General features: G+C 58.5%; 23 protein-coding genes. 15 read left to right on the top strand and 8 right to left on the bottom strand.

The annotated features are described in order from the left end of the window. Nucleotides 1–91: 91 nt before the first annotated feature. From trbF to K408_RS37530, 4 genes are read left to right on the top strand one after another with little or no spacing between them, the layout of a single operon-like run. Nucleotides 92–775: a conjugal transfer protein TrbF gene (trbF, locus tag K408_RS0102985; RefSeq protein WP_006018735.1), complete on the top strand. Its 684-nt coding sequence runs from the start codon at nucleotides 92–94 to the stop codon at nucleotides 773–775. Further along, nucleotides 772–1,806: a P-type conjugative transfer protein TrbG gene (gene trbG, locus K408_RS0102980; protein ID WP_006018736.1), complete on the top strand. Its 1,035-nt coding sequence runs from the start codon at nucleotides 772–774 to the stop codon at nucleotides 1,804–1,806. The genes trbF and trbG overlap by 4 nt, the downstream gene beginning before the upstream one ends. Next, on the top strand, nucleotides 1,803–3,014 hold the full coding sequence (locus K408_RS0102975) for a TraB/TrbI/VirB10 family type IV secretion system protein (protein ID WP_006018737.1): 1,212 nt from the start codon (nucleotides 1,803–1,805) through the stop codon (nucleotides 3,012–3,014). Before trbG ends, K408_RS0102975 begins: the two co-directional genes overlap by 4 nt. Nucleotides 3,015–3,022: 8 nt before the next feature. After that, nucleotides 3,023–3,262, top strand: a complete 240-nt coding sequence (locus K408_RS37530; protein WP_006018738.1) for a DUF2274 domain-containing protein — start codon at nucleotides 3,023–3,025, stop codon at nucleotides 3,260–3,262. Here the strand turns inward: K408_RS37530 and K408_RS0102970 are convergent. From K408_RS0102970 to K408_RS0102945, 5 genes are all read right to left on the bottom strand, one after another. Further along, nucleotides 3,235–4,191 (bottom strand): LysR family transcriptional regulator, encoded by a 957-nt coding sequence (locus tag K408_RS0102970; RefSeq protein ID WP_013500405.1) that lies wholly within the window; start codon nucleotides 4,189–4,191, stop codon nucleotides 3,235–3,237. The two genes, K408_RS37530 and K408_RS0102970, sit on opposite strands and share 28 nt — an antisense overlap. A gap of 59 nt (nucleotides 4,192–4,250) precedes the next feature. Continuing rightward, nucleotides 4,251–4,880: an acyl-homoserine-lactone synthase gene (locus K408_RS0102965; protein WP_006018740.1), complete on the bottom strand. Its 630-nt coding sequence runs from the start codon at nucleotides 4,878–4,880 to the stop codon at nucleotides 4,251–4,253. Between the two features lie 81 nt (nucleotides 4,881–4,961). Next, nucleotides 4,962–5,690, bottom strand: a complete 729-nt coding sequence (locus tag K408_RS0102960; RefSeq protein ID WP_013500406.1) for a LuxR family transcriptional regulator — start codon at nucleotides 5,688–5,690, stop codon at nucleotides 4,962–4,964. 330 nt (nucleotides 5,691–6,020) lie between these two features. After that, a complete protein-coding gene (locus K408_RS0102955) occupies nucleotides 6,021–7,613 on the bottom strand; it encodes a GMC family oxidoreductase (protein ID WP_006018742.1) in 1,593 nt (530 codons plus the stop codon). A gap of 308 nt (nucleotides 7,614–7,921) precedes the next feature. Further along, nucleotides 7,922–9,169: a CaiB/BaiF CoA transferase family protein gene (locus K408_RS0102945; protein ID WP_006018744.1), complete on the bottom strand. Its 1,248-nt coding sequence runs from the start codon at nucleotides 9,167–9,169 to the stop codon at nucleotides 7,922–7,924. A gap of 187 nt (nucleotides 9,170–9,356) precedes the next feature. Between K408_RS0102945 and K408_RS0102940 the strand changes: the two genes are divergently transcribed. From K408_RS0102940 to K408_RS0102925, 4 genes are read left to right on the top strand one after another with little or no spacing between them, the layout of a single operon-like run. Continuing rightward, a complete protein-coding gene (locus K408_RS0102940) occupies nucleotides 9,357–10,517 on the top strand; it encodes an ABC transporter ATP-binding protein (protein ID WP_006018745.1) in 1,161 nt (386 codons plus the stop codon). Continuing rightward, nucleotides 10,477–11,838: an ABC transporter substrate-binding protein gene (locus K408_RS0102935; RefSeq protein WP_006018746.1), complete on the top strand. Its 1,362-nt coding sequence runs from the start codon at nucleotides 10,477–10,479 to the stop codon at nucleotides 11,836–11,838. Before K408_RS0102940 ends, K408_RS0102935 begins: the two co-directional genes overlap by 41 nt. 32 nt (nucleotides 11,839–11,870) lie before the next feature. Beyond that, nucleotides 11,871–12,743 carry a carbohydrate ABC transporter permease gene (locus tag K408_RS0102930; RefSeq protein ID WP_006018747.1) on the top strand — a complete coding sequence of 291 codons (873 nt, stop codon included), beginning with the start codon at nucleotides 11,871–11,873 and terminating at the stop codon, nucleotides 12,741–12,743. After that, nucleotides 12,740–13,726 carry a carbohydrate ABC transporter permease gene (locus tag K408_RS0102925; protein ID WP_013500408.1) on the top strand — a complete coding sequence of 329 codons (987 nt, stop codon included), beginning with the start codon at nucleotides 12,740–12,742 and terminating at the stop codon, nucleotides 13,724–13,726. The genes K408_RS0102930 and K408_RS0102925 overlap by 4 nt, the downstream gene beginning before the upstream one ends. Nucleotides 13,727–13,813: 87 nt before the next feature. Here K408_RS0102925 and K408_RS0102920 read toward each other — a convergent pair whose 3' ends face one another. Beyond that, nucleotides 13,814–14,542 carry a FadR/GntR family transcriptional regulator gene (locus K408_RS0102920; protein WP_006018749.1) on the bottom strand — a complete coding sequence of 243 codons (729 nt, stop codon included), beginning with the start codon at nucleotides 14,540–14,542 and terminating at the stop codon, nucleotides 13,814–13,816. A 202-nt stretch (nucleotides 14,543–14,744) separates the two neighbouring features. Here K408_RS0102920 and gor point away from each other — a divergent pair, with 202 nt between their 5' ends. The 7 genes from gor (at nucleotide 14,745) to glcF (ending at nucleotide 24,433) form a co-directional block, all read left to right on the top strand. Beyond that, nucleotides 14,745–16,130 carry a glutathione-disulfide reductase gene (gene gor, locus K408_RS0102915; protein WP_006018750.1) on the top strand — a complete coding sequence of 462 codons (1,386 nt, stop codon included), beginning with the start codon at nucleotides 14,745–14,747 and terminating at the stop codon, nucleotides 16,128–16,130. 215 nt (nucleotides 16,131–16,345) lie between these two features. Then, entirely contained in the window at nucleotides 16,346–17,902 is a 1,557-nt protein-coding gene (locus K408_RS0102910; RefSeq protein ID WP_024337243.1) for a class I adenylate-forming enzyme family protein, read from the top strand. 25 nt (nucleotides 17,903–17,927) lie between these two features. Further along, entirely contained in the window at nucleotides 17,928–19,382 is a 1,455-nt protein-coding gene (locus K408_RS0102905; protein WP_006018752.1) for an NAD-dependent succinate-semialdehyde dehydrogenase, read from the top strand. Nucleotides 19,383–19,509: 127 nt separating this feature from the next. Then, nucleotides 19,510–20,379, top strand: a complete 870-nt coding sequence (locus K408_RS0102900) for a VOC family protein (protein WP_006018753.1) — start codon at nucleotides 19,510–19,512, stop codon at nucleotides 20,377–20,379. Between the two features lie 87 nt (nucleotides 20,380–20,466). Continuing rightward, complete coding sequence (locus K408_RS0102895; protein WP_006018754.1) at nucleotides 20,467–21,903, top strand: FAD-linked oxidase C-terminal domain-containing protein; 1,437 nt, start codon at nucleotides 20,467–20,469, stop codon at nucleotides 21,901–21,903. A 15-nt stretch (nucleotides 21,904–21,918) separates the two neighbouring features. After that, entirely contained in the window at nucleotides 21,919–23,109 is a 1,191-nt protein-coding gene (gene glcE, locus K408_RS0102890) for a glycolate oxidase subunit GlcE (protein ID WP_006018755.1), read from the top strand. Between the two features lie 16 nt (nucleotides 23,110–23,125). Then, nucleotides 23,126–24,433, top strand: a complete 1,308-nt coding sequence (gene glcF, locus K408_RS0102885) for a glycolate oxidase subunit GlcF (protein ID WP_006018756.1) — start codon at nucleotides 23,126–23,128, stop codon at nucleotides 24,431–24,433. A gap of 27 nt (nucleotides 24,434–24,460) precedes the next feature. On the opposite strand, the gene K408_RS0102880 is transcribed toward glcF, so the two are convergent. After that, complete coding sequence (locus K408_RS0102880; RefSeq protein WP_006018757.1) at nucleotides 24,461–25,501, bottom strand: ABC transporter ATP-binding protein; 1,041 nt, start codon at nucleotides 25,499–25,501, stop codon at nucleotides 24,461–24,463. Continuing rightward, a complete protein-coding gene (locus K408_RS0102875; protein WP_024337244.1) occupies nucleotides 25,498–26,439 on the bottom strand; it encodes an ABC transporter ATP-binding protein in 942 nt (313 codons plus the stop codon). Before K408_RS0102875 ends, K408_RS0102880 begins: the two co-directional genes overlap by 4 nt. Nucleotides 26,440–26,450 lie beyond the last annotated feature (11 nt).

Here is a 26,450-nt window from a genome sequence, read left to right as displayed (position 1 = left end):
CCGCACTTTCGCCACCCGCCACGCGGCAGCGCCTCAAACCCAGACACTACACGGCTCAAAGCCGATCACTTGATCTCAGGGGCAATCATCAATGATCAAACGACCATTAGTTCACTACGGGCGCATGCCCGAACCGATCACGCCTTATCAAAAAGCAGCCCAAGTTTGGGACGAACGCATTGGATCCGCCCGCGTGCAAGCCAAAAACTGGCGGCTGATGGCGTTCGGTTGTCTCATACTGTCAGCCGGTCTCGCTGGTGGGTTGGTCTGGCAATCAAGCCATGGGTCGATCACGCCCTGGGTGGTCGAAGTCGACCATCTTGGCCAAGCCCAGAGGGTTGCGCCGGCCAACTTCGACTATCAACCGACTGATGCGCAGATCGCCTACCATCTGGCGCGCTTTATCGAGGATGTCAGAGGTCTGCCGGCCGACGGCATCGTTCTACGCCAAAACTGGCTCCGGGCCTATGATTTTACGACCGATCGCGGCGCCGCTGCGCTCAACGACTACGCGCGGAACAATGACCCCTTTGCCAAGCTCGGTAAGGCGCAAATCTCCGTCGACGTCTCGAGCGTCATTCGCGCGTCGTCGGAAAGCTTTCGGGTCGCATGGACCCAGCGCACCTATGACAACGGTTCGCTGAGCTCGACCGAACGCTGGACCGCAATTCTCACCATCGTGATCGAGATGCCCCGCGATGCCGAACGCCTGCGCAAGAATCCCCTTGGCGTTTACGTCCGCGCCATCAACTGGTCAAAGGAGTTGAGTCAGTGACCAAGACGCCGTTTGACGTTTATTCGAAGCGCCCCGCCCCGGACTGCGGGATCGGTCCCACTTGGCCCGCGTTCTTGACCGCGAAGCGAGCAGTTTTGTTTGCTCTCCTGCTTGGTTCCTCGGCGCTCGGTGGGTGCGCGACCTACATTCCTCCGGAGATCAGCTATGACGCCGAAGTGCCTCCGTTACCGGCTACGCCGGTGGCTCTCGACGACAGATCGCGACCGCTTCACATTCCACCCCTCTGGAAGCCGGCTCTCGGCGGCAAGTCGGGAGGGAAGGAAGACGCTGAACCTGTGAGCCGGGTTGAGACAGCAAATAGCGCGGCCCGGGTCGAACCGCGCAAGCGAGGGTATTTCAACGCAGCGCAAATCTACGCCTACAGTCCTGGGGCGCTCTATCAGATTTACGCCGCGCCGGGGCAGATCACGGATATCGCGCTCGAGGAAGGAGAACTTTTGACGGGATCAGGGCCGATCGCGGCCGGAGATACCGTACGCTGGGTCGTGGGCGATACCGAGAGCGGGAGCGGCGACACACGGCGCGTCCATATCCTGGTCAAGCCGACCCGAGCCTCGATCGAGACCAACCTGGTGGTCAATACTGACCGGCGCACCTACCTGATTGAGCTCCGCTCTCGCGAGCGGCCGTACATGCCATCCGTTGCTTGGTACTATCCTGAGACGGTACGCGAACGGTCGCGTTCAGCTGCTCTGAAGCCCGTTCTTCCGGACCCAGCGCAGCGTATCTCCCGCTATTCCATCGAAGGCGACAGTCCTCCCTGGCGGCCGCTAGCCGCATATGACGATGGCCGCAAGGTCTACGTCGAATTCCCGCTCGGCATCGTGCAGGGCGAAATGCCTCCGCTCTTTGTCATCGGCCCAGACGGCAAGACAGAACTCGTCAACTATCGCGCCTACGGCAATGTGTTGATCGTCGATCGGCTGTTTGCGGCCGCCGAACTCCGGCTCGGCGGTGAGCACCAGCAGAAGGTCAGGATTGTCAGGACCGACGGGAGACCGTCGTCATGAACACCCGGAATGAAAACGATCACGAGCAAGCAGTTCCGCCGGAGACACAAGCGGAGCAGTCCGAAAGTTTCCGCTTGAGAGCGGAGCATCCGCGCGTGACGCGGTTGTCGCGGAAGGTCTTGGCTGGCGGGAGCGCGGTTGCCCTGCTTGTTATCGGCGGAGCAGTGTTGTGGTCACTTCAGAGCAATCGTGCTCGAAATCAGGCGGCCGATGAGCTTTACAGCACCGACCATCACAATGTTGCCGACGGCATTACGACCCTGCCGAAGGACTATGCTGGCGTTCCGCGCCAGCCAATCCCGCAGCTTGGTCCGCCGCTCCCCGGTGACCTCGGTCGACCGATCCTTGCCGCTCAAGGCCAGTCGCCGACGAGCGGCGCTGATCCGGACCAGCAGCGCCGGGATCAGGAGACCGAAGCAGCCCGCATCAGTCATCTGTTCGCTTCGACCAATGGACGAGAAGTGCGTCCGTCCGCGACTGCGGCTGTTGGAAGCGAGCGGGTCGTGCCACCGAACGCAACGAGCACCGGCGACGATGGATCTGTGCAAAACGGTCAGGACCGGAAGCTTGCCTTCGTCAACGCCTCTGTGGACCGTCGCACGGTAAGCCCTGACCGCATCACCAGGCCGGCCTCACCGTATGTCGTGCAGGCTGGGACGGTCATTCCGGGTGCCCTGATCACCGGGATCCGATCAGACCTTCCGGGCCAGGTTACAGCGCAGGTAACCGAAAATGTTTTTGATACCCCGACCGGCCGCTTTCTGCTTGTGCCTCAGGGAGCGCGTCTGATCGGCATCTACGATAGCCAGGTCACTTTCGGCCAGTCCCGCGTCCTGCTCGTCTGGACCCGGCTGATCATGCCGAACGGACGTTCTATCGTTCTCGAGCGGCAGCCTGGCGTTGACGCTGCCGGGTATGCAGGCCTCGAAGACCAGGTCGACAATCACTGGGGTGAGCTGTTCAAGGCTGCGGCCCTATCGACGTTTCTGGCGGTCGGGACCGAACTGGGTGCCGGCTCGGACACCAACAGCAACGACAGCGCAATTATCCAGGCCTTGCGACACGGCGCCTCGGACTCACTGAATCAAACCGGACAACAGGTGGTTCGGCGCAGTCTCAACATCCAGCCGACCCTGACGATCCGCCCGGGTTTTCCGGTTCGTGTCATCGTCAACCGGGATCTCCGCCTCGAGCCTTACACAGGATGACAACCTCAATGACGAAGCTGAAGATCGCCGCCGTCCCAGACGACAAGCCGGTGAAGGTGACCGCGGAGTTGCCTGCATCCGTCCACCGGGACCTTGCTGCGTACGCGGAGGCAATCGCGCGTGAAACGGGTCAGCGCGCCGATCCAACAAAATTGATCGCGCCGATGCTGGCGCGGTTCATGGCGGCTGACCGAGGATTCGCCCGTCTACGACGCGCGTGTCAATCGCCGAGAGATGGGGAGGAATAGCGCTCCGCCAGCATTTCGAGAAAGCGGTTGAGGGCTGGATTCTCGTTGTCAGCGCACCAGTGTGCAGAAAAGCCGATATGGCTTGATCCTGTCCCGTCCCGTAGTTCGCGATATTTCAGTCCGGCGAAACTCGCGCCCATATCGGACTCCATGACGAGGCTAATGCCTAGTTTCATACTGACGAGACCCTTGATCATGCTTCGGCTGACGTCGTGTCGGTCGATCTTGGGCCGATCGTCCGTAGATACAAATTTCGATATGATGAGATCTTCAAACTCGCGGCTGGAATCGTGATGGCTTAGTAGTACGGTTTCGTCGCGAAGATCGGTCCAATAAACCGCGTCGCGCGCCGCCAAAGGGTGATCCTCAGGCAATGCAACGAGGACGCGTTCGCTCCAGACCCTGAGCGTCTTGTTGTCCGATGATGGCGTGTCGCTCGTAACGATGAGAACGTCGAGTGTTCCGCTCCGGAGCGCGTTCATAAGCAAAGTGCGCGGCCGTTCGGCTATAGCGAGTTCGATCCGAGGAAATCTCGTTCTAAAGTCGAGGAGGGTAGTCCGCAGATTGCCTGCTGAAATCGACGTGCAGAAGCCGACCGAAAGGTGGCCAGTTTCGCCACGACCAATTGATCTGCCGGTTGCAACGAGTGTATCAACCTGCTCCAGCACCATTCTTGCGATCCGCACGACTACTTTACCAGCAAGTGTTGGCTGGACTCCCGCGGTCGACCGCTCAAACAAGCTGGTCCCGACTAGGCGCTCGAGTTGGCCAATGGAGCGGCTCACGACAGAATGTGGAATGGAAAGTAATTCAGCGGCTTGCCGAAGACTTCCACAGTCGTTGGCAACGACTGCAAACCGAAGCAGGCGCAGGCCGATGACGGGCATTCCGGTCGTGCGCTGCTGGTTGTCAATGTTGTTGATTTCCATCATGCCTGTAGCCCGTCAGTAGGCGAAACTGCGTCCCAGGGGTCCGCTGTGCGACCGTTCTAGGCGACGCGCAATACAGGCGCCCAGAGCACTGGCCCGGAAAGTCCGCCTGCCCCACGGAGTTTCGCGAGCGCCGCACTGGAGATATCCAGATATCCAGCGACGGCGAGAGTGTTCCCAATCTTAGAGGGAGCGCCGATTCGACGTAGCGGCCACCCAGCGCGCCGCAGGATCCTTTCCATTCGGGCGTCGGTAACGGTAACAATATCGCTCAGATGCCGCGAAAGCCCAAATTCCACCATGCCAGCAAACAACTCGTAGGTGGCACAAGCTATTCCGTGTTCTCCTTTTGGTGTGTCGAGTCTAGCGTCGATCGCAAAGCGGCTGCTTTCCCATATCTGCGGACTCATGGGCATCGGCTGACCATTCAGAAGCGCGGGAAATGTGTCGCGGAGCATCGTCGGTCCCTTGGTTGGAAGCAGGCGGACGCAGCCTTGTACCCGGCCGTCGTCCGAGAGTTGGGCGAGGTATGCCGGATGCAACGAGTCGAACTTGTCAACTTCCATGTCGCCGCTAATTTGAACGTCCCAGTCCATCCGGACCTTGAAGACGCGATGTCGTAGTTGGTGTATTGCAAAGAGCGTATGGGAGAATTCGCCGTACCAAGGCTCCGTGATGAGCTGAATCATGACATCCTCCAAGGTTGCCATGATTCTTTGAGGCGAAGTTACGCTAAGAAGCATCACCCCTAGTTGTGGGAGGAGTTCGCCTTAGTTTTGCTGTTCTCGTTTGGCAGCGGCCACGCGTAGTGCCGCTTGAACAACGGTTCGCACTCCCAATTTTGCTTTCGCGTTGTTCAGGTAAGAGATAGCAGTGTGATGCGATATTCCCAGAATGCGTCCGATGTCCCAAGCGCTCTTGCCGCGGGCGGCCCACTCCAGACATTCGAACTCGCGGGCGGACAAAGCTGCTCCATCAACACGAAGATCGCTCGCGAGTTTGCGGCGAACGTGTGAGTGGAAGAACATCGCCATCAACTGAAGCATTCGAGGGTTCGACGTGACGAAGCGTTCGAATTGAGCTTCCCGTTGGTTGCCGGCAAAGGTGACGGCGGCAACGGGGCCGTGTCCGTCATGGATAGGAACGGTGAATCCTAGCCGAATGCCATATTGGGAGGCTTCGTCCAGCAACCGCTTCTGTGCCGGCGAAAGATATCGTTCGGTCGATCCGATTCCCCAGCGAAACGGCTCGGTGTCCCGTAGCGCCTGCATGATAACCGGATCGATCCGTTCGTAGTGGCTCCTTAGGTAGTGTGAAGTCCACTCCTTTGGGTATGTCGACATAAGACGGGGTGTCCCATCGAGCTTTTGCGGTAGCGCGAGGTACGCAAAGCAAGACAGGTCGAGAGCCGCGGCTGTGACGGCCATGGCTCCCGAAAGCTCTGCTTGATCTTCAGCGCTCGAAAGATGATCAATGAAGTCTTGAAATATGCGATGCATGTCGAGCTAGGTTAGGTGGCGTCGGTACTTGATCTCCGGCACGGCTGTCCCGGTTAAACCTTCCTTATCGAACGGTCAGAGCAGCACGGACATCGTTGACGATTGCGGGTGATGTCCAAAAGGGTACTCAAATCCATAAAAGAAGCCCGGGACCCGTCATCGGACCCCGGGCAGTCTAGGGAGGACGCCCTCAGGCGCTTGCTGCCATTTACTGACACCTTCGCGTCAGACCGCCGACAACGAGCGGGACCACGGGAAATCAAGCGATGGCCTGTGCGATGAAAGGCAGGGTTTCAGATTGTTCCTGCCATTGAGGGAGAGAACATTGGGTCACTTCCCGGCAATCAACTCTGCAGCTTTCTCCGCCATAGCCATGATCGGCAGATTGGTGTTTCCGCTGATCACGGTCGGCATAAGTGAACCGTCGATAACGCGTAGATTGTCGATGCCCCGAACCCGAAGCTTGCTATCGACCACGGCGTCGCGATCCTCACCCATGCGACATGTTCCGACCGGGTGGTAGATCGTTTCTGCGCGGGCTCGTATCCACTTTTTGCGGGATTCCGTGCTGGTAAACGGATCGATATCGAGTTTGCGCTTAATGTGTTTTCGGAGCGCCGGCTGATCGATGATCTCGCACATCTGCCGAACGCCTTCTTGCATGCTGACGAAATCACTTTCATCGGATAGAAAGCGGGGGTCGATCGCCGGCGCGACGAAGGGATCGGCCGACCGCAGGCGCAGCGTTCCACGACTCTTCGGACGAAGCTGGCATACGCGAATGGCAAAGCCGTGCGGGACGCGCTCGCCCTGCGGCGGGTTTCGCAGCGCGACGATGAGATGAGCCTGCCACTCAGGCCACGATGAGGTTTTATCGGGCCCCCAGAAGGCTCCGGCTTCGACCCCCTGTGAGGTGCCGGGCCCCGTGCCTCGGAGCATATATTGTGCGCCGGCCAAGGCACCTCTGAACAATCCGATGTACGGCGTCAGTGTGATCGGCTGCGACGCCTCCAATCGAATTGCGCAATCCAAATGATCTTGCAGATTGCTTCCAACGCCGGCGGAATCGAGCACCGGCTTGATGCCGAGTGAACGGAGGTGATCGGCCGGTCCAATTCCTGACAGCATCAGTAATTGCGGCGAACCAATGGCCCCGGAAGTCAGCAAGACTTCTCGTTCGGCCGAAACGGTGACCTCACGCCCGTTGTGGTCAATGACAACACCCCGAACGCGCGTGCCTTCGACCGCGAGGCGCCGAACCTGAGTGTTGGCCATGATGGTCAGATTGCTTCGTCCTTTCCCCTGGTCGAGAAACTTGAAAGCACCTGAACGCTTGCCGTCTGAAATCGTAAGTTCGTAGAAGCCTGCGCCCATCTGAGACGGACCATTGAAGCCGTTGTTCTCGGGGAGGCCTGCCGACTTGGCGCTCTCAATAAATGCCTTCGAGATTGGATGCTGCAACACGCCATAAGAAAGTCGGATCGGACCCGAATAACCTCGGTCCTGATCGGGCTGGGACGTTACCTGGGCGGCGTCCTCGATTTTTCTAAGGTAGGGGCGGAGGTTTTCGTACCCCCACCCACGACAGCCTTGCGCTTCCCATGAGTCGTAATCCTGAGGATTTCCCCGGATCGCAATCATGGAGTTGATGGCGGACGACCCTCCCACCACCTTGCCACGGGGAATATAGATCTTGCGATTGTTGAGTTCGGTCTGCGGTTCGGTCCAAAATTGCCAGTTATGCTTCGGACTCGTGTAGAGCACGCGAATGCCCGCCGGCATGTGAACGAAGATTGAAGAAGAGGGACGTCCGGCCTCGAGCAGCAACACCTTGACGTTGGGATCTTCGCTCAATCGAGCGGCGAGCACGCATCCTGCCGATCCTGCGCCGACAACGATATAATCGTATTTCGAGAGCTTCATCCTCCGTCCCCTATTTCAAAAGCCGACGATCGGTTCGTTTTTGCGACCAGTTTCGCCAAGGTCAGGCCTTCCCGACTTGCAAAAGCCATCGCCAAACTATAATTGGTCCTACCAATCAGGTCGATCCAATTATAGCGACGAAGGCCTGGTAGTCAACGGAGAGCTCGTCTCATGTTTCAATACCGGAGGATCGTGGCCGCGTTCCTGCTCCTCGGCGCAGGGCTCGCCGTTTTGCTGCTCGCTCCTGCCAAACCTGCCATCCAGCCGGACCAAGAGACGATTCGACGAGTGATATGGGCTCTTGGCCCCTAGCCGACTTCGGGACGTCCGATATCGATGATCCGTCGCTCACTTAGATCTTGGATGGCCGCCGAGTCGTACTTCAGTATCGACTTGAGGATGTTTGCAGTATCCTCGCCTCGCCGCGGCGGTCCTTTGGCATATTCGATCTTCGTTCCGGAAAACTTTATCGGATTGGCGACGAGAGGGGCTGTTGTTCCGGAAGAATGAGGAAGATTGACCTGCATCTCCCGATGGATAACCTGAGGGTGAGCGAACACCTGATCCAGCCGGTTGATCGGTGCGCAAGGCACGCCCACGGGCTCCAGAATGGAAATCCAATGCTGGGTCGTCTGCTGTATCAGATGCGCATCGAGTAGGGGGATGAGTTGATCACGATTCTTAAGCCGGTCGGTGTTAGTGACGAAACGGCTATCGGTTGCCAGGCCGCTTAAACCAGTAGCTGCACAGAACTTCCGGAATTGCTGATCATTACCAACGGCGAGCACGAAGGAACCGTCGCTGGTTCTGAAGACCTGATATGGAACGATGTTTGGATGCGCGTTGCCGAACCGTTTCGGCGGCGTGCCGGTCGTGAGGAAATTCAAATTTTGGTTGGCGAGAACCGCGACCTGGACGTCCAGCAGTGCCATGTCGATATGCTGTCCTTCTCCGGTGCGTTCGCGATGCAGTAATGCGGAGATGACGCCGGCGGCGCTATACATGCCAGTGAGAATATCGACGATCGGAACCCCGACCTTCTGCGGACCCCCGCCTGGCTTGTCATCACTCTCTCCGGTAATGCTCATCAGGCCGCCGATGGCCTGAATGGCCATATCGTATCCTGCGACGTCCTTCATCGGGCCGGTCTGGCCATAGCCGGTGATGGAACAGTAAATGATGTCAGGCTTGACCCTTTTAAGCGCCTCGTAGTCGAGGCCGTAACGCGCCATGTCGCCGACCTTGTAGTTCTCGATCACGAGATCGGCTTGCTGGGCAAGTGCGCGCACAATGGCGCTACCCTCGTCAGTCGATATATCGACGCATATCGAATGCTTGCCGCGATTGGCGCTCAGGAAATACGCGCTTTCGGTCGTATCAATTCCACCGTCTTTCCGCAGAAAGGGCGGGCCCCACTGCCGCGTATCGTCGCCGGTGCCAGGGCGTTCGATCTTCCAAACCTCGGCTCCTAGATCAGACAGCAACTGCGCTAACCAAGGCCCCGCGAGGATTCTCGAAAGATCCAGCACTCGATAACCTGCCAACGGTCCAGCCATCACGCTTCCTTGAAGTCTGCGGGTCAAATAGCCGCGCGCCGTGCGAGGCCGCACTAACTATATGTGGAGCGACCAGATTGGTCAAACCAAATGCTGCTTGACACCGCGCATCACGCGACATTTGGTCCTGCCAAATTGGTTTAACCAATTAATGAAAATACCGGGAAGAACGTGAAGGTCTGGCTGTATGGCGCGAGTAACTCTCCAGAATGTCGCGAAATCCTTTGGAGGAGATCGAGGGCCATGGGCCGTTCAGGACTTTTCGTTGGATATTGCCGATGGCGAACTGGTCGTGTTCGTCGGCCCGTCCGGCTGCGGCAAGTCCACGACGTTGCGAATGCTCGCCGGTCTAGATGACGTCACATTCGGCAAGATTCTGATCGACGGAAGGGACGTCACCGCGCTTCCGCCGAAAGATCGCAACATTGCGATGGTTTTTCAGAACTACGCTCTCTATCCACAGAAGACGGTCTTCGAAAACATGGCCTTCGGCCTTCGGGTCCGTAGGACGCCACAGCAGGAGATCGATCGTCGGGTGCGCAGCGCGGCATCAAGTCTCGGATTGGAGGCCCTGCTGGAGCGCAAGCCACGCCAATTGTCGGGTGGTCAGATGCAGCGCGTAGCGCTTGGTCGCGCGTTAGTCAGAGATCCCGACGTATTCCTCCTCGACGAACCCCTCTCGAACCTTGATGCGAAGCTGCGGGTCCGGACGCGAGAAGAGATTGCGACGCTACACGCCCGATTGGGCGCGACGATGATATTTGTTACCCACGATCAGGTCGAGGCCATGACGCTCGGCGATCGTATCGTGATCATGCGTGACGGATTCATCCAACAGGCGGGCAGTCCGCTTGACCTTTATGATCGGCCCGCGAACGCCTTCGTGGCGACTTTCATCGGGTCTCCAGAGATGAACCTGATTGATGGCGGGTTGATGCGCGACGGGGGCGCGCTCGTAATGCGCTCCGGCGGTTTGAGCGTCAACTTGCCTGCCCAGTCATTCTCCGAAGCGGAAAGGGATGTCACGCTTGGCATTAGGCCCGAGCACATCGAGCGCGCGGAAACCTCCACGGCTTTTGAGCTGGTAGTCGGCTTGGTCGAGCAAATCGGCGCGCAAACCTATGTGCTGGGTAAGATCGATGGCAACAAAATCCGCGCGGTATTTGCTCGGGACGATGCGCTGAGGGCGGGCGACCGAATTTTTGTGAATTTGTCTCAAGAGAAGTTGCACCTGTTCTCGCGCGAGAGCGGCAAGACACTGAGGCGGACCTCGACGAAAGGCGAAAATGGCAACGGGAGAGAACTTCATGGACAAGCTCAGCTTAGGCGCGCCGAGTTCCAAGGCTAACGTGAGCGACATCGATCGGCGGCGTTTTCTCAAAACGACGGCTGGTGCAGCGGCTGGCATCGCGGGCTCACTTTCCGCGCCCTATGTCAACGCACAGTCCGGGGTAACGCTTCGCATTTTGAACGCTGAAACGACTGCTGCGAGCCAATCGGCCTTGCGCGATGCGTGCAATGAATACGAGAGCAAGTTCGGCGTAAAAATCGTCGTCGACTCGACGCCGATTAGTGGTGGTTATGCGAAGTCGATGGCGGCCATCAATGCTGGCGCTCCTTACGATATCGCCACGGCGGGATACATTGCGCACATCTTGCAATACGCGATGGCGGGTCACATCGTGCCGTTGACGGATCTTGTCAAAAAATATTCGTGGGGGAAGCAGGGAACCTGGTCATATAAGGGAGAAAATTGGTTCTATCCCTATGACTACAATTTGGTGACGGTTTTCTACAGAAAAGATCTGTATCAGGAGAAGGGCCTGAAGGTTCCCAACACATGGGCCGAGTTCCTTGAGAATTGCCGGGCGCTGACTGTCGCGAAGGATGGCAACATAGAGCGAGGGGGGTGCGTCATACCGCTCGCGAGTGACAGTGCCACCAACTGGGCGAGCTTCGGCAACTTGTTTGCAGACGCGCCGAAGTTTTATGACGACAAGTGGAACGTCGTTCTCGATGCGCCGGGGAATGCCGGACCGACCGGCCGTTTTCTCGATCTATATGCCGATCTTTATAAAACGATGCCGGCTGGCATGAACACGGTCAGCTATGCTGAGCTGATGAGTCTTTTCGCGACGGGAAAGGTTGCGCATACCGTCTATTCGGGCCGCGTAGTCGAGGCGCTGGAAGCTCGCAATCCGGACCTCGCAAACAAGTATGGTATTTTCGCTTCTCCAGACAGTGCTGGTAAGCAGAACGCACTGTCCTTCGCCTTCGATGGCTTTATTCTTTACAAGACTAAGCAGACTGAGGCGGCCTTTAAGTTTCTACAATGGTTTATTGACGCGCACTATATTCGCTGGCTGCACTCCGCCTGGATGAATTTCCAACCGGCGCGATTGGACATTTACGAAGATCCACGGTGGAAAAATCATCCGATGATTCAGAAGCATTGGGCGACGATGGAGCAGATGAAGTCGTTCATTGATGAAGACAGCAAGACGGTTCTTAACTCAATAGATATGACGGGTCCGTCGTTTGATCTGCGACCGTGCAAGGTCTTTGATGCGAACATTATGCCGGAGATGCTGCAAAATCGGGTTCTTAAGAACATGTCGTCAAGCGACTGCGTGAAAGCCGCCGCCGATCGAATCCGAAAAATTGGCTGAGCATCGGAACTGGTGAATAGAGGCCCGAGGCTATGCGACAGGACTGGCGAATCATCGGTTTGTTCATCGGGGGTGTACTGGTACTCGGTACAATTGTTGGCGGACCTCTCCTCTATTCGATAAAGCTCTCCTTCTACACAGCGGCGTCGTTCATCGACCCGCCGCAGTGGGTGGGACTTGGCAATTACGTGAAGGTTCTTAGTGAGCCGCTGTTCTGGGGCTCGCTGTTAAACGGTGTCACGATCGCCATCTCGGCGATCGTGCTGCAAGTCGTTCTCGGCGTCACCATTGCGCTCGTCCTCAATAGGCAGTTTGTGGGGCAGACTGTCGTGCGGGCGCTGTCAATCGTGCCGTATTTTCTTCCGACGGTCGTCGCCTGCCTCATCACGCAGTGGATTCTTGATCCCAACTACGGCCTTCTCAAGAGTGTCTTCGCGTCATTCGGATATGGGATGTTCGATTGGGGAGGTAATTCAACGAGCGCGAAGGCGACTATTGTCCTTGTTAGCGTTTGGATCTGGACGCCGTTTGTCGTGACCTGTGTTCTTGCCGGCCTTCAATCCATTCCGGCTCAACTGTATGAAGCGGCCCGGGTCGATGGAGCAGGGGTTATGAAGCAATTCTGGCATGTCACGCTGCCAGGATTGAGGTCAGTGTTGATCGTGGTCATCCTCCTGAGAGGGATCTGGATGTTCAACAAGTTCGACGTGATCTGGCTTCTAACGAAGGGCGGACCGCTCAACGAAACCGAGACGCTTCCCACGTTGGCCTACCGAAAAGCGTTTCTCGAGTTCGACTTGGGAGGGGGGGCCGCTGTCGCCACCATCTCGTTCTTGATGTTGGCGAGCATTATCTTGATTTACCTCAGGGTTTTTCCGATCGACGAGGCCAAGCAGGGACGATGACGATGTCGACTCAAAATCAAGCCCGCTCTGCTGCCGCTGTCGTCGTTGGTTCACGAGCGGTGCGGATGTTGCATAGCTCTAGCGGCTCAGGAAGAGAAATCTCAGACTCCACACCTTCAGTCTCGCACGGGAAAACGACGCGGTATTACGGCAAGTCGCTGAAGCAGATTGCCGGCCGCGTCGGTTTGTATGCCGCGGTTGCGCTAATCTGCATCTATTCCTTCTTCCCGATCTACTGGATGATCCTCTCCAGTCTGAGGTCGCCCGAAAAGCTATTTCTGGATTCATCCTTGGTTTTCTGGCCACCCGATCTAAGCTCTTACAAGTCACTCTTGCAGCTTACGAACTATCCGGCGAATTTCGTTAATAGCGTCATGATGGCTATGGCTACGATTGCCGTGGCGACGACGCTGTCATCATTCATTGCTTATGGAGCGACGCGTTTACGGTTTCGGGGCAAAACGACGTTGGTCGCGTCCATGCTGTTCGCCTACATGTTTCCGCCATTGATGTTGGTTATTCCGATGTCCGCCTTGTTCCGAATAGCTGGCTTAGCCGATAGCTTGTGGGGCCTGCTAATCGCTCACCTGGCGATTTCGCTGCCGCTGGCGGTGTGGCTGCTATGGGGCTTTTTCAAATCGATGCCGTTCGATCTGGAGGAAGCGGCAATGGTGGACGGCTGTTCCCAATTCGGCGCCTTCATCAAGGTGGTCCTTCCGCTTTCGGCCCCCGGCTTGATTACGGTCGGCATCTTCTCGTTTTTGCTGTCCTGGGCGGACTACGTATTCGCGCTCATCCTCATCATGAGTGATGATCGCAAGACATTGCCCGTGGGCTTGGCATCAATGCTTGGCGCGCAAGATCTGCGTTGGGGTGAGATACTCGCCGGCGCAACCCTTATTGCTCTGCCGTTGTTCGTTATCTTTATGTTCTGCTATCGATATTTCGTCGCAGGGCTGACGGCGGGTGCGCTCAAAGGTTAGGCACTGTTCGAGCGAAGCACGTCCTCGTGCTTCGCGCTAGACCGTGGGTATTTCGCGTAGAGATGGCGGACGGGGTGCCCGGCAAGACTAACGTTTTGTGACTTTGGTTTCCCCTAGAAGCGATTGCCATGCCTCCACTGTTCGCGAGAGGTGAGCGTTCATCTGTTGTTCGGCTAGGCCTACCCGCCGCTCTTCGATCGCTTCCAAGATGGTGCAATGGTCCTCATAAGATTGTCGACCTCGATTTTGGTCGGCAAAGTAGACCTTCCGTCGATGCCTGGACAGTTCGTAGAACGATCTCGCCACGCGCAGCAAAATGTCGTTCTTGGTTGCAGCAAAAATCGCAAGATGGAACGCCTCGTCCTCGCGCTCTATGCTTTGCTTTTTGGATAGGCGCTTGTTGGTCTCTTCAAGTATGGCGGTGATCTCGCGAATGTTGTCCGCGGTCCTGCGTGTGCAGGCCAACCTGACCGCCTGCCCTTCGAGCATGCGCCGGACCTCCATGACGTCGGCGATTTCCTTGGCCTCGAATGGAACTCCGGATTCAGCATAAAGCACTAGAGCATCGATGCTGCTCTCTTCGATCTTTCGCAGATAGATTCCAGAATTTGGGCGCCGTTCTATCACTCGCATGGTTTCAAGTGCGGCCAGAGCCTCTCGAACCGCGCCGCGACTGGTGTCGAACTTTTCCGCAAAGTCGCGTTCTGATGGCAACCGTTCGGAGGGCTGATAGCGGCGCTCACGGATGAAGGAAAGGATCTTTCCGATGGCGTTCGAAGGAGCCTCAAGCTTGTCGGTTCGATTTCGCTCAGTCATCTAAAATATCCTGCCTGGTCCTGCCGACCACTTGATTTCGATTTCCTCGGTAGCTAATCATGGCCGACCAAATTGGTCGACCAGTACTTTGGAGGAACCTTGAGGATCTCGGTCGAATCCGCCCTGCTTCAGTAGATATCAGGTTGAGGAAATTGAAGCATCTGAAACGCGCCAAATCCACCTAAAGAATTGATTTCCCAGCATGGATAGCTTTGAGACGGATCTGTTTGTCATAGGTGGCGGCTCGGGCGGCGTGCGCGCCGCGCGGATCGCCGCTGGCCATGGCGCCCGCGTCATGATCGCCGAGGAATATCGGATGGGCGGCACTTGCGTCATTCGCGGGTGCGTACCGAAGAAGCTATTCGCCTACGCCTCGCATTTCAGCCACGACATCGCGGATGCCGCGGGCTTCGGCTGGACCGTTCCGCCGGCGACGTTCGACTGGGCCACCCTGATCGCCAACAAAGACAAGGAGATCGCCCGGCTGGAAGCGGCCTACACCACCAACGTGGAGAAATCTGGCGTGCAGGTGATCAAGTCGCGCGCCGTGTTCGAGGACCCGCATACGCTGGTGCTCGACGGCGGCAGGAGGGTGCGCTCGAAGTATATCCTGATCGCCACGGGCGGCGCACCGAACCACGGCAAGGCCATTCCCGGCATCGAGCATGTCATCTCATCGAACGAAGCATTTCATCTACCCGAATTGCCGAAGCGTATCCTGATCCAGGGCGGTGGCTATATCGCGCTGGAGTTTGCGTGCATCTTCTCGGGCCTGGGTTCCCTCGTGACTGTGGTCTATCGCGGCGACAACATCCTGCGTGGCTTCGACGACGACGTCCGCGCCCATGTCCGCGATGAGATGGAGAAGAACGGCATTACCATCCTGACCGGTTGCACGGTCGACGGGATTGAGAAGCACGACGATTGGTACACGTCGCACCTGTCGAATGGCTCCAGCATCGCGTCCGACAAGGTGATGTTCGCCATCGGCCGTCACCCCGCCGTCGCAAATCTCGGGCTGGAGAAAGCCGGCGTCGCCATCAACCCGGATAACGGAGGCATCGTCGTCAACGAAGCCTCGCAGAGCTCGGTGCCACATATCTATGCGGTCGGCGACGTCACCCATCGCTTCAATCTGACGCCGGTAGCGATCCGTGAGGGCCACGCTTTCGCCGATACGGTTTTCGGCAAGCGGGCGGTCAAGGTCGATCACATCGATATTCCGACCGCCGTGTTCACGCAGCCCCAGGTCGGCACCGTGGGCCTCACCGAGGCGCAGGCGCGGGCGCAGTTCGCTATCGTTGATGTCTACAAGGCGGCGTTCCGCCCGTTGAAGGCGACGCTGTCCGGCAGCGAGTCGCGGGTGTTGATGAAACTGGTGGTTGACGCGGGGAGCGACCGCGTCGTGGGTTGCCATATCGTTGGATCGGACGCGGCCGAATTGGTTCAGGTCATCGCCATTGCCGTAAAGATGAAGGCTACCAAGGCGGACTTCGACGCCACTATGGCGCTGCACCCGACCTCCGCCGAGGAACTGGTGACTATGCGTACCCGCACTGCACGTTACGTGCGCGACGCGGCGGCTTAGAAAGCTCAATTTCGATCGATTGTGCAAATTCAGGCCGTTGGCGCGCGCGTTATGCGGCGCCGCTCAAAACGCACTTGACAATACGATTGTGATCATACCAAACTGGTCCTACCAGTATCGGTGAAAATCCAGCAACAGACTAACCTCGCCATCCGCAGCCGCTTGTAGTCGAGGAGCTGGATGCGGAAGTTCTGGCGAAGAAGATTGGGCCCACCATGGAAGTGGATTATTTGACTAGCCTGCCGCGACGCATCCACCTCATTGTGGATGAGGGGGCCAAAGCAGGAGCATCCCGGCCGGCTCTTACTGACGAGCGGGGCATCGTTTGGTCCTATCGGAGACTGATCGATACGATCGAGGCCGTTGCAGGTGACTTGGCGCGTCTAGGGATCCGTCCCGGTGATCGGGTCATGGTGGTGGGCGAGAACTCAATCGGCGCCATCGTCCTGATGTATGCGGCGAGCCGGCTTGATGCATGGGCAGTGATGACGAGCGCACGGCTCGGCCCGCACGAACTGGACGCCATTGAGGGTGATTGCAAGCCCAGACGCGTATTCTATACGCATGGAATATCGGCGGAAGCAGATGCTGCGGCGTGCCGGCGCGGCGCGGAAGCCGAAGCGTTCACGGGGATTGGAGCGATCAAGGTCGGTAAGTTGGAGGCGAGCGCCGTTCCCGAGGAGGTCTATGAGGATCCCGCCCGTCAGGTTGCAGTTCTCATCTACACGACGGGGACTACCGGTCGCCCGAAGGGAGTGATGCTCAGTCATCGCAACCTCGCTTACGTGGCGGGCCGGGGCAAAAGAACCAACACGCTCTTTCCCGAGGACGTCACGCTTTGCGTTATGCCGATCTCTCATTCGTACGGGTTGACGTTGCTGCAAAGTATGTTGTTTGTCGGCGCACACCTGCGGATCATGCCGAGGTTCTCTCTCACGCAAGCAATCGACGCCGTCGTGAATGGTTCGTTGACCGCCTTCAATGCCGTCCCTGCGATGTTGTCGCGGATCATCGCTTACGTCGATCAGAACAATATCAAGCTCACGCCCAATAACCTTCGTTATGTCTATACCGGAACGGCACCGCTCGATCTGTCTCTGCGACAGAGCGTCGAGCGAGTGTTCGGCGTGGTGCTTCATAATGGTTACGGGCTGACCGAGACGTCTCCGACCATCAGTCGGACGCTGTATGCCATGGGAAGCAACGAAATCAACATCGGACCGCCAATCCCGGGAATCGAAACCAAGATCGTCGGACCTGATGGGCGGGAAGTACCCGATGGCGAAGCGGGCGAACTGCTCGTTCGCGGGCCCAACGTGATGTTGGGGTATTATGGTCAGCCGGACATGACCGCGGAGGCGATCGATCGCGAAGGATATTTGAAAACCGGAGATATCGTCAGCCGGTCGCCCGGCGGTGAACTGGTGATCCAGGGGCGGTCGAAGGAGCTAATTATCAGATCCGGCTTCAACGTCTATCCGCCCGAAATCGAGGCTGTCCTCAATACTCATCCGGCGGTTCTAAATTCCGCGGTAGTCGGGCGATCAATCGAGGGCAACGAGGAAATTATCGCCTTCGTCGAGCCAACGCCTGGAAGTACCATCGAAGTGGCCGAGTTGCTCGCGCTCGTGGAGCGGCAGCTCGCACCATACAAGAAGCCGCAGCAGATCATTGTCTTGCCGCAACTTCCGGTAGCCCCGAACGGGAAGATTAGAAAGCACGACTTGAAAAAGCGCGCCGAGGAGTCGCTGTCAGCGGCTACCTCAGTTTAACGAATTATAGACCGGACGGACGGAAATGGTGACAAGTCGCGAGCAGATGTACCCCGATACAAAGTTGTTCATCGATGGATCCTGGCGCGATGGAACGAGCGGAAAGGTCGAGCCCATCCTGAATCCGGCGACGGGAAAATTGATCGGAACAGTTGCGCACGCGTCTATCCCCGATCTCGACGACGCACTTGAATCGGCCGTGCGCGGGTTCGAATTGTGGCGGAGGACGTCTTCCTTCGAGCGATACAAATTGATGCGTGGGGCTGCCGAAAAGCTCCGCGAGCGAGCCGCCTCAATCGCGCGTATCATGACGCTCGAGCAAGGCAAGCCGCTGGGCGAGGCGAAGATGGAGGTGTTGCTCGGCGCAGACATCATCGACTGGTTCGCGGAGGAGGCGCGTCGATCCTACGGTCGGACCATTCCGTCACGTTCCGGCGCCGTACAGCAGGTCGTGATCCGCGAGCCAGTTGGGCCTGTCGCCGCCTTCACGCCGTGGAATTTTCCGATCAACCAAGCCGTCAGAAAGATATCAGCTGCGATGGCGGCCGGGTGCTCCGTGATTCTGAAGGGACCCGAAGAAACGCCGGCAAGTTGTGCAGCTCTGGTCAATGCTTATGTCGATGCCGGCTTGCCCTCCGGTGTCCTCAATCTCGTTTTCGGTGTGCCGTCCGACATATCGGAATACTTGATTGCCCACCCTGTCATTCGCAAGATTTCGTTCACGGGTTCGACGCCAGTCGGGAAGCGGCTTGCGGCTCTCGCTGGAAGTCACATGAAGCGCGTTACGATGGAGCTAGGTGGACATGCGCCTGCGCTAGTCTTCGAGGACGCAGATGTCAAACAAGCGGCAAAATTGCTGTCCGCGGCAAAGTTCAGGAATGCCGGCCAGGTTTGTGTTTCTCCGACCCGGTTCATGGTCCATGAACGGGTCTACGACGACTTCGTTGAACAATTCACCGCTGCTGCCAAAGCTCTCGTCGTCGGGGACGGCCTCGACGAAGCGACCCAAATGGGACCACTAGCTAATCTCCGTCGAGTCGAGGCGATGGACGCGCTGGTCTCGGACGCCGTTCAGCGCGGCGCGCGCATCCGGACAGGTGGAAGGCGCCTGCGCAACGATGGCTTCTTCTTTCAACCGACGGTTCTGACGGACGTGCCTCTGGACTCGCGCATTATGAACGAGGAGCCATTCGGCCCTGTTGTGCCAATCGCGTCGTTCTCGACATTCGAGGATGCCATGGTCGAAGCGAATCGGCTCCCTTATGGCCTTGCTGCATATGCGTATACGAAGTCAGCGGCGACGATCGGCGCGCTCGGCTCGATCGTGGAGAGTGGAATGGTGTCGATCAACCACCAAGGCCTTGCCTTACCGGAGACTCCCTTCGGAGGAATCAAGGACTCCGGATACGGTTCGGAAGGTGGTACAGAAGCGATGGACGCGTATCTCAACACTAAGTTCCTGACCCAGATGCACGGTTAGCATGCGCGATCGGCAATGCTGATACGCCGTCGCGGAGCATGCGTCGCGCAGGTCAAACCTCGCGACGGTCCTTCGCCGCGCCAGACTCTAGGGCCCAAAGATCCAACGCCTAAAGCGAGTTAGCGAAGTGTTGTTGACCATCGACCGCGTTCAGATCGCGACGCCGGATGCCAAAAGTGCCGCGGAGATGTGGCGTCGCCGATTGGGGGCGGAACAAGTCTCTGCGGATCGGGTCCGGGGATTGGGCGCCAAACGAGTGACATTGCGTGCCGGGACCGGCGAGATTGAGTTGTTGGAGCCGGAAGGCAACGGCGTTGTCGCGGACGAACTGGCAAGACGCGGGCGATCTCATCTATTCGGCGCCGGCGCGACCTCACTCGACCCGCGTGCACTGGTGCATCATGCCACGTCGGTCGGAGTTGAGCATCAGCACGAAAATGGCCAGGATTTTCTCCGGTTCGAAATCGAGGGGAAGCCGGTCCATTTCGTAATCTCTCCCCCGCGTACGGTGGAGCCGACCGGCGGGATTGATTTCCTTTATGAGGTGACTTTGCTCGCGGCCGACCAGGCAGCCGCGGTAACGCGCTTCGCCGAAGTCTTTCGTCTTGATACACGGAATTTCGTGACGATTACCTCGGAGCTCTTTGGCTATACGGGCGTCCTCACTCTCTTCGCGCCTGATCGCCTCGACCGATTTGAAGTCATCACGCCGACGGACTTCACCAAGACGCTCGGCAGGTATCACGCCCGCCAAGGCTCGTCTTTCTATATGGCGTATGCCGAAAGCCGAGAGATCGGTCGCATCGAAAGATCGGCGAAGGCGGACGACGTGGGACACACGCTGGATCCGCGCGAGGAGAAGCGGAGCGGTCGAGATCCGGAGCAACTCTGGCTTCATCCTCCGGCCCTTGGCGGAATGATGCTAGGGCTATCGCGGCCGACGCTTGGTTGGCGCTGGTCGGGCCACCCTGAGAGGGTCGTGGCGTTAGTGCAATAGAAGCTCGATGGTGGATGCGTCGGGCTTATGTCGATTGCATCAGGCCGCGACTGACCCATCGGAAAAATATCCGATGACGAGGATACGATGAGCAAAATTAGGTTCACCGAACCAAATCGAGAAATCCTCGCGCGCCGAGATTCAATCATAAACGATCTAACCCGCCTTGTTGACCCCGCTGGGCTAATAACGTCGACGGACGAGTGTCGGGCTTATGAGACAGATGCGTTGACGGCCTATCGCAAGATGCCGCTCGCCGTCGTCCTACCGAAGACGACCGAAGAGGTGAGTGCCGTTTTGAAATACTGTCACGACACCGGCGTCAAGGTCGTGCCGCGCGGCGCAGGTACGTCTCTCGCCGGCGGGGCAATTCCGAGTGAAGACGCCGTCGTTCTCGGACTTTCAAAGATGAATCGGGTGCTCGCGGTCAACTACGATGACCGCTTCATCCGCGTCGAAGCGGGAGTCACAAATTTGAGCGTAACGGCGGTGGTGGCGGAGAACGGCTTCTTCTATGCGCCAGACCCTTCCTCTCAACTTGCCTGCACGATCGGAGGCAACATTGCCAACAACTCCGGAGGCGCGCATTGCCTGAAGTATGGAGTCACGACCAATAACCTCCTCGGCGTAAGGATGGTACTGATCGATGGATCGATCATCGATCTCGGCGGTGACTATCTCGATAGCGCTGGACTCGATCTGCTGGGCCTGGTCGTCGGCTCCGAGGGGCAGCTCGGGATAGTGACCGAAGCGACCCTCCGAATTCTGAAATCGGCCGAGGGAGCGCGCCCGGTTCTGTTCGGTTTCCCGTCTTGCGAGGGAGCGGGCAAGGCGGTTGCGGACGTCATTGCCGCCGGTATCATTCCCGTAGCCATCGAATACATGGACAAGGCCGCCATCGAGATCTGCGAGGCCTTCGCCAAGGCCGGCTATCCGCTCGATGTCGAGGCCCTTCTGATTGTAGAGGTCGAAGGGTCCGACGCCGAGATGGACGCGACGCTGGCGGACATCACCGCCATCGCTCGTGCGAATGGTGCGACGACAGTGCGCGAGAGCAGGTCGGCAATTGAGACGGCGGCAATCTGGAAGGGGCGGAAGTCGGCTTTCGGTGCGACCGGGCGAGTCGCTGACTATTTGTGCATGGACGGCACGGTGCCGACCGGCAAGCTGTCGTACGTTTTGGCGGAGATCTCCAAGATCGTACAGCGACACGGATTGCGTGTCGCGAATGTTTTCCATGCCGGTGACGGCAACATGCATCCGCTCATCCTCTACAACGCGAACGATCCGTCGCAGCAGTCGAAGGCGGAAGCAGCGGGAGATGACATTCTCAGGCTCTGCGTTGAAGTTGGTGGGTGCCTGACGGGCGAGCACGGTGTCGGTATCGAGAAGCGTGATCTAATGCGCTGCCAGTTTGACGATGCCGATCTGGCTCAACAGATTCGGGTGCGCGCCGCGTTCGATCCGCGATGGCTGCTCAATACGGATAAGGTGTTTCCCCTCGATTTTCGATGTCAAGGTTAGGGTGACGGGAGTGTGATGACCGATTGCTATAAGCCGCGCGACGAGTGCGGACTGTCGTCTGCCATCAAGGATGCGGCTACAGCAAAGATGCCTCTCGTCGTGCGCGGCGCCGGCTCCAAGTCGGCGATGGGCCGACCGCTGGGTGGATACGCTATGCCTCTAACGACCGAGCGCATGCGCGGAGTTTCACTTTATGAGCCGACAGAGCTCGTCATCGGTGCTTTGCCTGGAACGCCGGTTTCCGAAATCGATCGGATGCTCGCCAAGCACAACCAGATGCTTCCGTTCGAGCCGATGGATCATCGTGTGTTGTTCGGGACGAGCGCAGAGCCGACAATCGGAGGTATTGTCGCCGGGAATGTTTCGGGTCCGCGTCGTGTCGCGGTCGGAGCTTGTCGCGACAGCCTGATCGGCGTTCGCTTGGTCACGGGCCGCGGAGACATCGTGAAATCCGGCGGGCGCGTGATGAAGAATGTCACCGGGCTCGATTTGGTCAAGCTGACCTGCGGTGCGTGGGGCACGCTCGGCGTTTTGAGCGAAGCCATCTTCAAGGTGTTGCCGAAGCCGGCGCGTTCCCTATCGCTGGGATTGCGCGGCTTGGACGACATGACAGCGATTTCGGCGCTAACCGCAGCGCTCGGGTCGACTTTCGCGGTCTCGGCGGCGGCGCATATCCCGGCGAGTATTGGGTCGGACTCGACTACGATCGTTCGACTAGAGGGGTCCGAGGGCTCGGTAGCCTACGGATCCCGCGAACTTGCCAGGCTCTGGTGCTCCTTTGGGCTGCCCGACCTGATCGAAGGGGATGAAAGCGCAAACTTTTGGTTGCGCATCCGCGACGCGCACTGGCTGGCTCAGCCAATGGATCGTTCCATTTGGCGGTTGTCCTTGGCCCCCTCCAAAGCGCCGCGTGCTCTTGCTGACATCCGGCGAAAACTCGGCGTGCGGTATTTCTACGACTGGGGCGGTGGTCTCGTGTGGCTCGCGGTCGTGGGCGCTGACGATGCGGGAGCGTCGGTCGTTCGGGAAGCTATGGTCAATACCGGTGGGCACGCCACACTCGTACGGGCTTCATCGGAGATTCGCCGCAGGATCGATGTGTTCGAGCCGCTTCCTCCTGCGGTGCTCAAGTTGACGCAGGAAATCAAGAAATCTTTCGATCCTGACCGCGTTCTAAATTTCGGCAGGATGTACGCCGGTATCTGAGGCGAGGCGGACTGGTATGCAAACAAACTTCTCGCTGACGGCCTTGGCCGATGCACATGTAAGCGAGTCAGAAAAAATCCTCCGTGCCTGTGTGCATTGCGGCTTTTGTACTGCGACATGCCCGACATATCTGCTTCTTGGTGACGAAGCGGACAGTCCGCGCGGGCGCATCTATCTGATCAAGGACATGTTGGAGGAGGAAAAGCCGGCGACCCCTCAGGTCGTCGAGCATATCGATCGATGTCTGACGTGTCTTTCCTGCATGACGACCTGTCCGTCCGGCGTGCACTACATGCACCTGGTCGATCACGCGCGAGCCCATATCGCCCGAACCTATACGCGTCCTCTGCCTGATCGGTTGCTTCGAGGCATGTTGGCGAAGGTGCTGCCGTTTCCGGGCCGACTTAGGTTGGCTTTACGCGTGGCTACCGTGAGCAGGCCGATCAGAAAGTGGCTCGCCAATCTTCCCGGCGGCGCGCAACTCGCCGCGATGATTGAACTTTCGTCGTCATTCAAGCGAAGAAGGCCGACCCGAAGGTTACCGGGCGCGACCGTCGATAGGCCGCGCGGTCGGGTTGCGCTTCTGAGCGGATGTGCCCAGCAGGTCCTCGGCCAGAACATCAACGAGGCTGCAATCCGGTTGTTGACGCGTCACGGTATCGAAGTAGTTCAACCGATCGACGAAGGGTGCTGCGGAGCTCTCGTGCAGCACTTGGGATACGAAAGTCGGGCGCTGGATGCGGCTCGACACAACGTGGATGTATGGACACGCGAAATCGAGAACGGCGGCCTCGACGCCATCGTGGTTACGACGTCCGGTTGCGGAACGGTCATTAAAGATTATGGCTTCCTACTTCGCAACGATAACGCCTACGCTCAGAAAGCCGTACGGATCTCGGCTCTAGCGCGGGACATCACAGAATTCTTGCATGAATTACCGCTTCAAGACGGTGTTCGGACTACCGGCCAGGTCGTGGCTTACCATTCGGCATGCTCGATGCAGCATGGACAGCAGGTTAGAGATCAGCCGAAGTCACTTTTGAGGCGAATGGGGTTTGTAGTGAGAGAAGTACCGGAAGGCCACATATGTTGCGGCTCCGCCGGAACATACAACGTACTGCAGCCTGAGATCGCCAATCGACTGCGCGCACGAAAGGTCACCAACATTGAGAAGGTCAAACCGCAAATCATTGCGAGTGGAAATCTCGGCTGCATAACGCAGATTGGTGCTGGAACACGCATTCCAGTCGTCCACACGGTGGAGTTGGTCGATTGGGCGATGGGCGGCCCGTTGCCTGACGTCCTAAAGGGGTGCTTGGGCTAGGTGCGGACAAGCGACCGCTCTGACGTCCTAGTTTGGATTGCCATTTCCGTCCATCGCGGCTTCGATTGCCTTATTGGCTGCTGTCTCATCATACAGATGGCAGGCGATCTGCCGATTGCCGTGCAACCGCAGCGGCGGAATTTCGCGGCTGCAGACCGGCATGGCGGACTGACAGCGAGGGTGAAATGGACAGCCGGGCGGGGGGGTGGCGACGCTCGGCACCTCGCCCTGAAGGAGCACGTGATCGCGGGCGCGCTCGATTTGCGGGTCCGGCACCGCTACCGCATCGAGAAGAATGCGCGTGTAGGGATGGAGCGGTTCGCCGTAGAGGTCGTCGCGCGTCGCGATCTCGACGATGCGTCCGAGATACATCACTGCGACCCGATCGCTCATGTGTCGGACGACGCCGAGGTCGTGCGAGATGAACAGATAGGACAAGCCGAACTGCTCCTTGAGGTCGGAAAACAAGTTCAGAACCTGGGCCTGCACTGAGACGTCGAGAGCTGAGACCGGCTCATCACAGATGAGCAGTTTCGGACGCAGTGACAGGGCGCGCGCGATGGCGACCCGCTGACGCTGGCCGCCGCTGAGTTGGTGCGGATAGCGGTCGAGGAAGCGAGTACCCATTCCGACCGTATCTAGGAGTTCGGCAGCCTTCGCGCGGCGCTCGTGGCCCGATCTGCCGACGCCCTGAATCGCCATCGGTTCGGCGATCAGGTCGGCGATTGTCATGCGGGGATTTAGCGACCCGAACGGATCCTGGTAGATGATCTGCATCTCACGCCTTAGCGGTCGCATCTGGCGATGACTGAAGCCCGTGATATCGCGTCCGTCGAACACGACCCGGCCGCCGCTCGGCGGCGTCAGTTGTAGTATGGCCATGGCCGTGGTGGATTTGCCGCAACCGCTTTCGCCGACGAGCGAGAGAGTTTCGCCGCGCTGGAGTGTGAGGGATATGCCCTTGACAGCTCGAACGGAGGGGGCGCCCGTTACGCCGAAAGAGGTTGTGCTTGCATAGTCGACGCACAGGTCCGAGACCTCGAGAATATTCGTTGCTACGTCGTTCATAGCGGATTCCAGCACGCGAACAGATGGCCGTTCCGTGTGCGTTCGTCGCCGCTAAGCGGAGGGCGTTCGTCGCACCGTTCGGTCCGACGTGGGCAGCGCGGTGCGAAGGCGCAGCCCCCGGTTCCGTCGGAGGGGGCGGGTGGCTGCCCAGCGATCGACTCGAGCCGATGAGCGATCGGACCGACGATCTTGGGCACGGAGGCGAGGAGGGCGTGCGTATAAGGATGGCGCCCATCGCGATAGAGGTCGTCGGCCGCCGCTGTCTCGACGATGCGGCCGGCATACATCACGTTGACCCAGTCGGCGTAGCGCGCCACGACGCCGAGATCGTGCGTGATGAGAAGCAGCGCCCCGCCCAATCCGCGGGTAAGGTCAGTGAGAAGCGTCAAAATCTGCGCCTGCACGGTGACGTCGAGTGCTGTCGTCGGCTCGTCCGCGATGATGAGTCTTGGCTCGCAGGAGATCGCGATAGCAACCATGACACGCTGGCGCATACCCCCACTGAGCTGGTGAGGATAGGCCTCGGCTTTGGTCTCTGCATCCGGGATGCGGACCTTCTTGAGAAGGTAGATCGCCTGCGCTTTGGCGGCGCTCCAGGACATCCGGCGATGACGCACCAGCGGCTCGGCGATCTGGCGCCAGATGCGCAGGCTTGGGTTCAGCGCTGTCATCGGCTCCTGGAAAACGATGCCGACCTCGTTGCCTCGGATGTCCCTGATCTGTTTCGGTGACTGCGTCTGCATATCACGGCCGGAGAGGCGTATTTCGCCGGCCGTGATCTTGATCGGTGGCATTGGTAGTAGATGGGTGAGCGACATCGCCGTGATGCTCTTGCCCGCGCCGCTTTCGCCTACGAGCGCCACGACCTGGCCGGAATAGGCTCGGAACGAAACGTCTGCAACAGCGACCAACTCCGTCTTGCCTGACCAGATGCCCATGCAGAGCCCGC

Origin of the sequence: Bradyrhizobium sp. in8p8, assembly GCF_000426845.1 — a bacterium.
Classification (GTDB): domain Bacteria; phylum Pseudomonadota; class Alphaproteobacteria; order Rhizobiales; family Xanthobacteraceae; genus Bradyrhizobium; species Bradyrhizobium japonicum_C.
Note: the sequence above shows the minus strand (reverse complement) of the source record. Positions and strands in the feature narration are given on the sequence as shown.

Bases quoted from the DNA above. Each gene is read 5' to 3' on its own strand.
- K408_RS0102925 (WP_013500408.1), top strand. From the start codon at position 12,740: ATGACGATGTCGACTCAAAATCAAGCCCGCTCTGCTGCCGCTGTCGTC.
- K408_RS0102960 (WP_013500406.1), bottom strand. From the start codon at position 5,690: ATGCATCGCATATTTCAAGACTTCATTGATCATCTTTCGAGCGCTGAA.
- K408_RS0102880 (WP_006018757.1), bottom strand. From the start codon at position 25,501: ATGAACGACGTAGCAACGAATATTCTCGAGGTCTCGGACCTGTGCGTC.
- K408_RS0102965 (WP_006018740.1), bottom strand. From the start codon at position 4,880: ATGATTCAGCTCATCACGGAGCCTTGGTACGGCGAATTCTCCCATACG.
- K408_RS0102935 (WP_006018746.1), top strand. From the start codon at position 10,477: ATGGACAAGCTCAGCTTAGGCGCGCCGAGTTCCAAGGCTAACGTGAGC.
- K408_RS0102905 (WP_006018752.1), top strand. From the start codon at position 17,928: ATGGTGACAAGTCGCGAGCAGATGTACCCCGATACAAAGTTGTTCATC.
- K408_RS0102910 (WP_024337243.1), top strand. From the start codon at position 16,346: ATGGAAGTGGATTATTTGACTAGCCTGCCGCGACGCATCCACCTCATT.
- glcE (WP_006018755.1), top strand. From the start codon at position 21,919: ATGACCGATTGCTATAAGCCGCGCGACGAGTGCGGACTGTCGTCTGCC.
- K408_RS37530 (WP_006018738.1), top strand. From the start codon at position 3,023: ATGACGAAGCTGAAGATCGCCGCCGTCCCAGACGACAAGCCGGTGAAG.
- K408_RS0102875 (WP_024337244.1), bottom strand. From the start codon at position 26,439: ATGGGCATCTGGTCAGGCAAGACGGAGTTGGTCGCTGTTGCAGACGTT.
- trbF (WP_006018735.1), top strand. From the start codon at position 92: ATGATCAAACGACCATTAGTTCACTACGGGCGCATGCCCGAACCGATC.
- K408_RS0102970 (WP_013500405.1), bottom strand. From the start codon at position 4,191: ATGGAAATCAACAACATTGACAACCAGCAGCGCACGACCGGAATGCCC.
- K408_RS0102945 (WP_006018744.1), bottom strand. From the start codon at position 9,169: ATGGCTGGACCGTTGGCAGGTTATCGAGTGCTGGATCTTTCGAGAATC.
- K408_RS0102920 (WP_006018749.1), bottom strand. From the start codon at position 14,542: ATGACTGAGCGAAATCGAACCGACAAGCTTGAGGCTCCTTCGAACGCC.
- K408_RS0102975 (WP_006018737.1), top strand. From the start codon at position 1,803: ATGAACACCCGGAATGAAAACGATCACGAGCAAGCAGTTCCGCCGGAG.
- K408_RS0102955 (WP_006018742.1), bottom strand. From the start codon at position 7,613: ATGAAGCTCTCGAAATACGATTATATCGTTGTCGGCGCAGGATCGGCA.
- K408_RS0102940 (WP_006018745.1), top strand. From the start codon at position 9,357: ATGGCGCGAGTAACTCTCCAGAATGTCGCGAAATCCTTTGGAGGAGAT.
- gor (WP_006018750.1), top strand. From the start codon at position 14,745: ATGGATAGCTTTGAGACGGATCTGTTTGTCATAGGTGGCGGCTCGGGC.
- K408_RS0102930 (WP_006018747.1), top strand. From the start codon at position 11,871: ATGCGACAGGACTGGCGAATCATCGGTTTGTTCATCGGGGGTGTACTG.
- K408_RS0102895 (WP_006018754.1), top strand. From the start codon at position 20,467: ATGAGCAAAATTAGGTTCACCGAACCAAATCGAGAAATCCTCGCGCGC.
- glcF (WP_006018756.1), top strand. From the start codon at position 23,126: ATGCAAACAAACTTCTCGCTGACGGCCTTGGCCGATGCACATGTAAGC.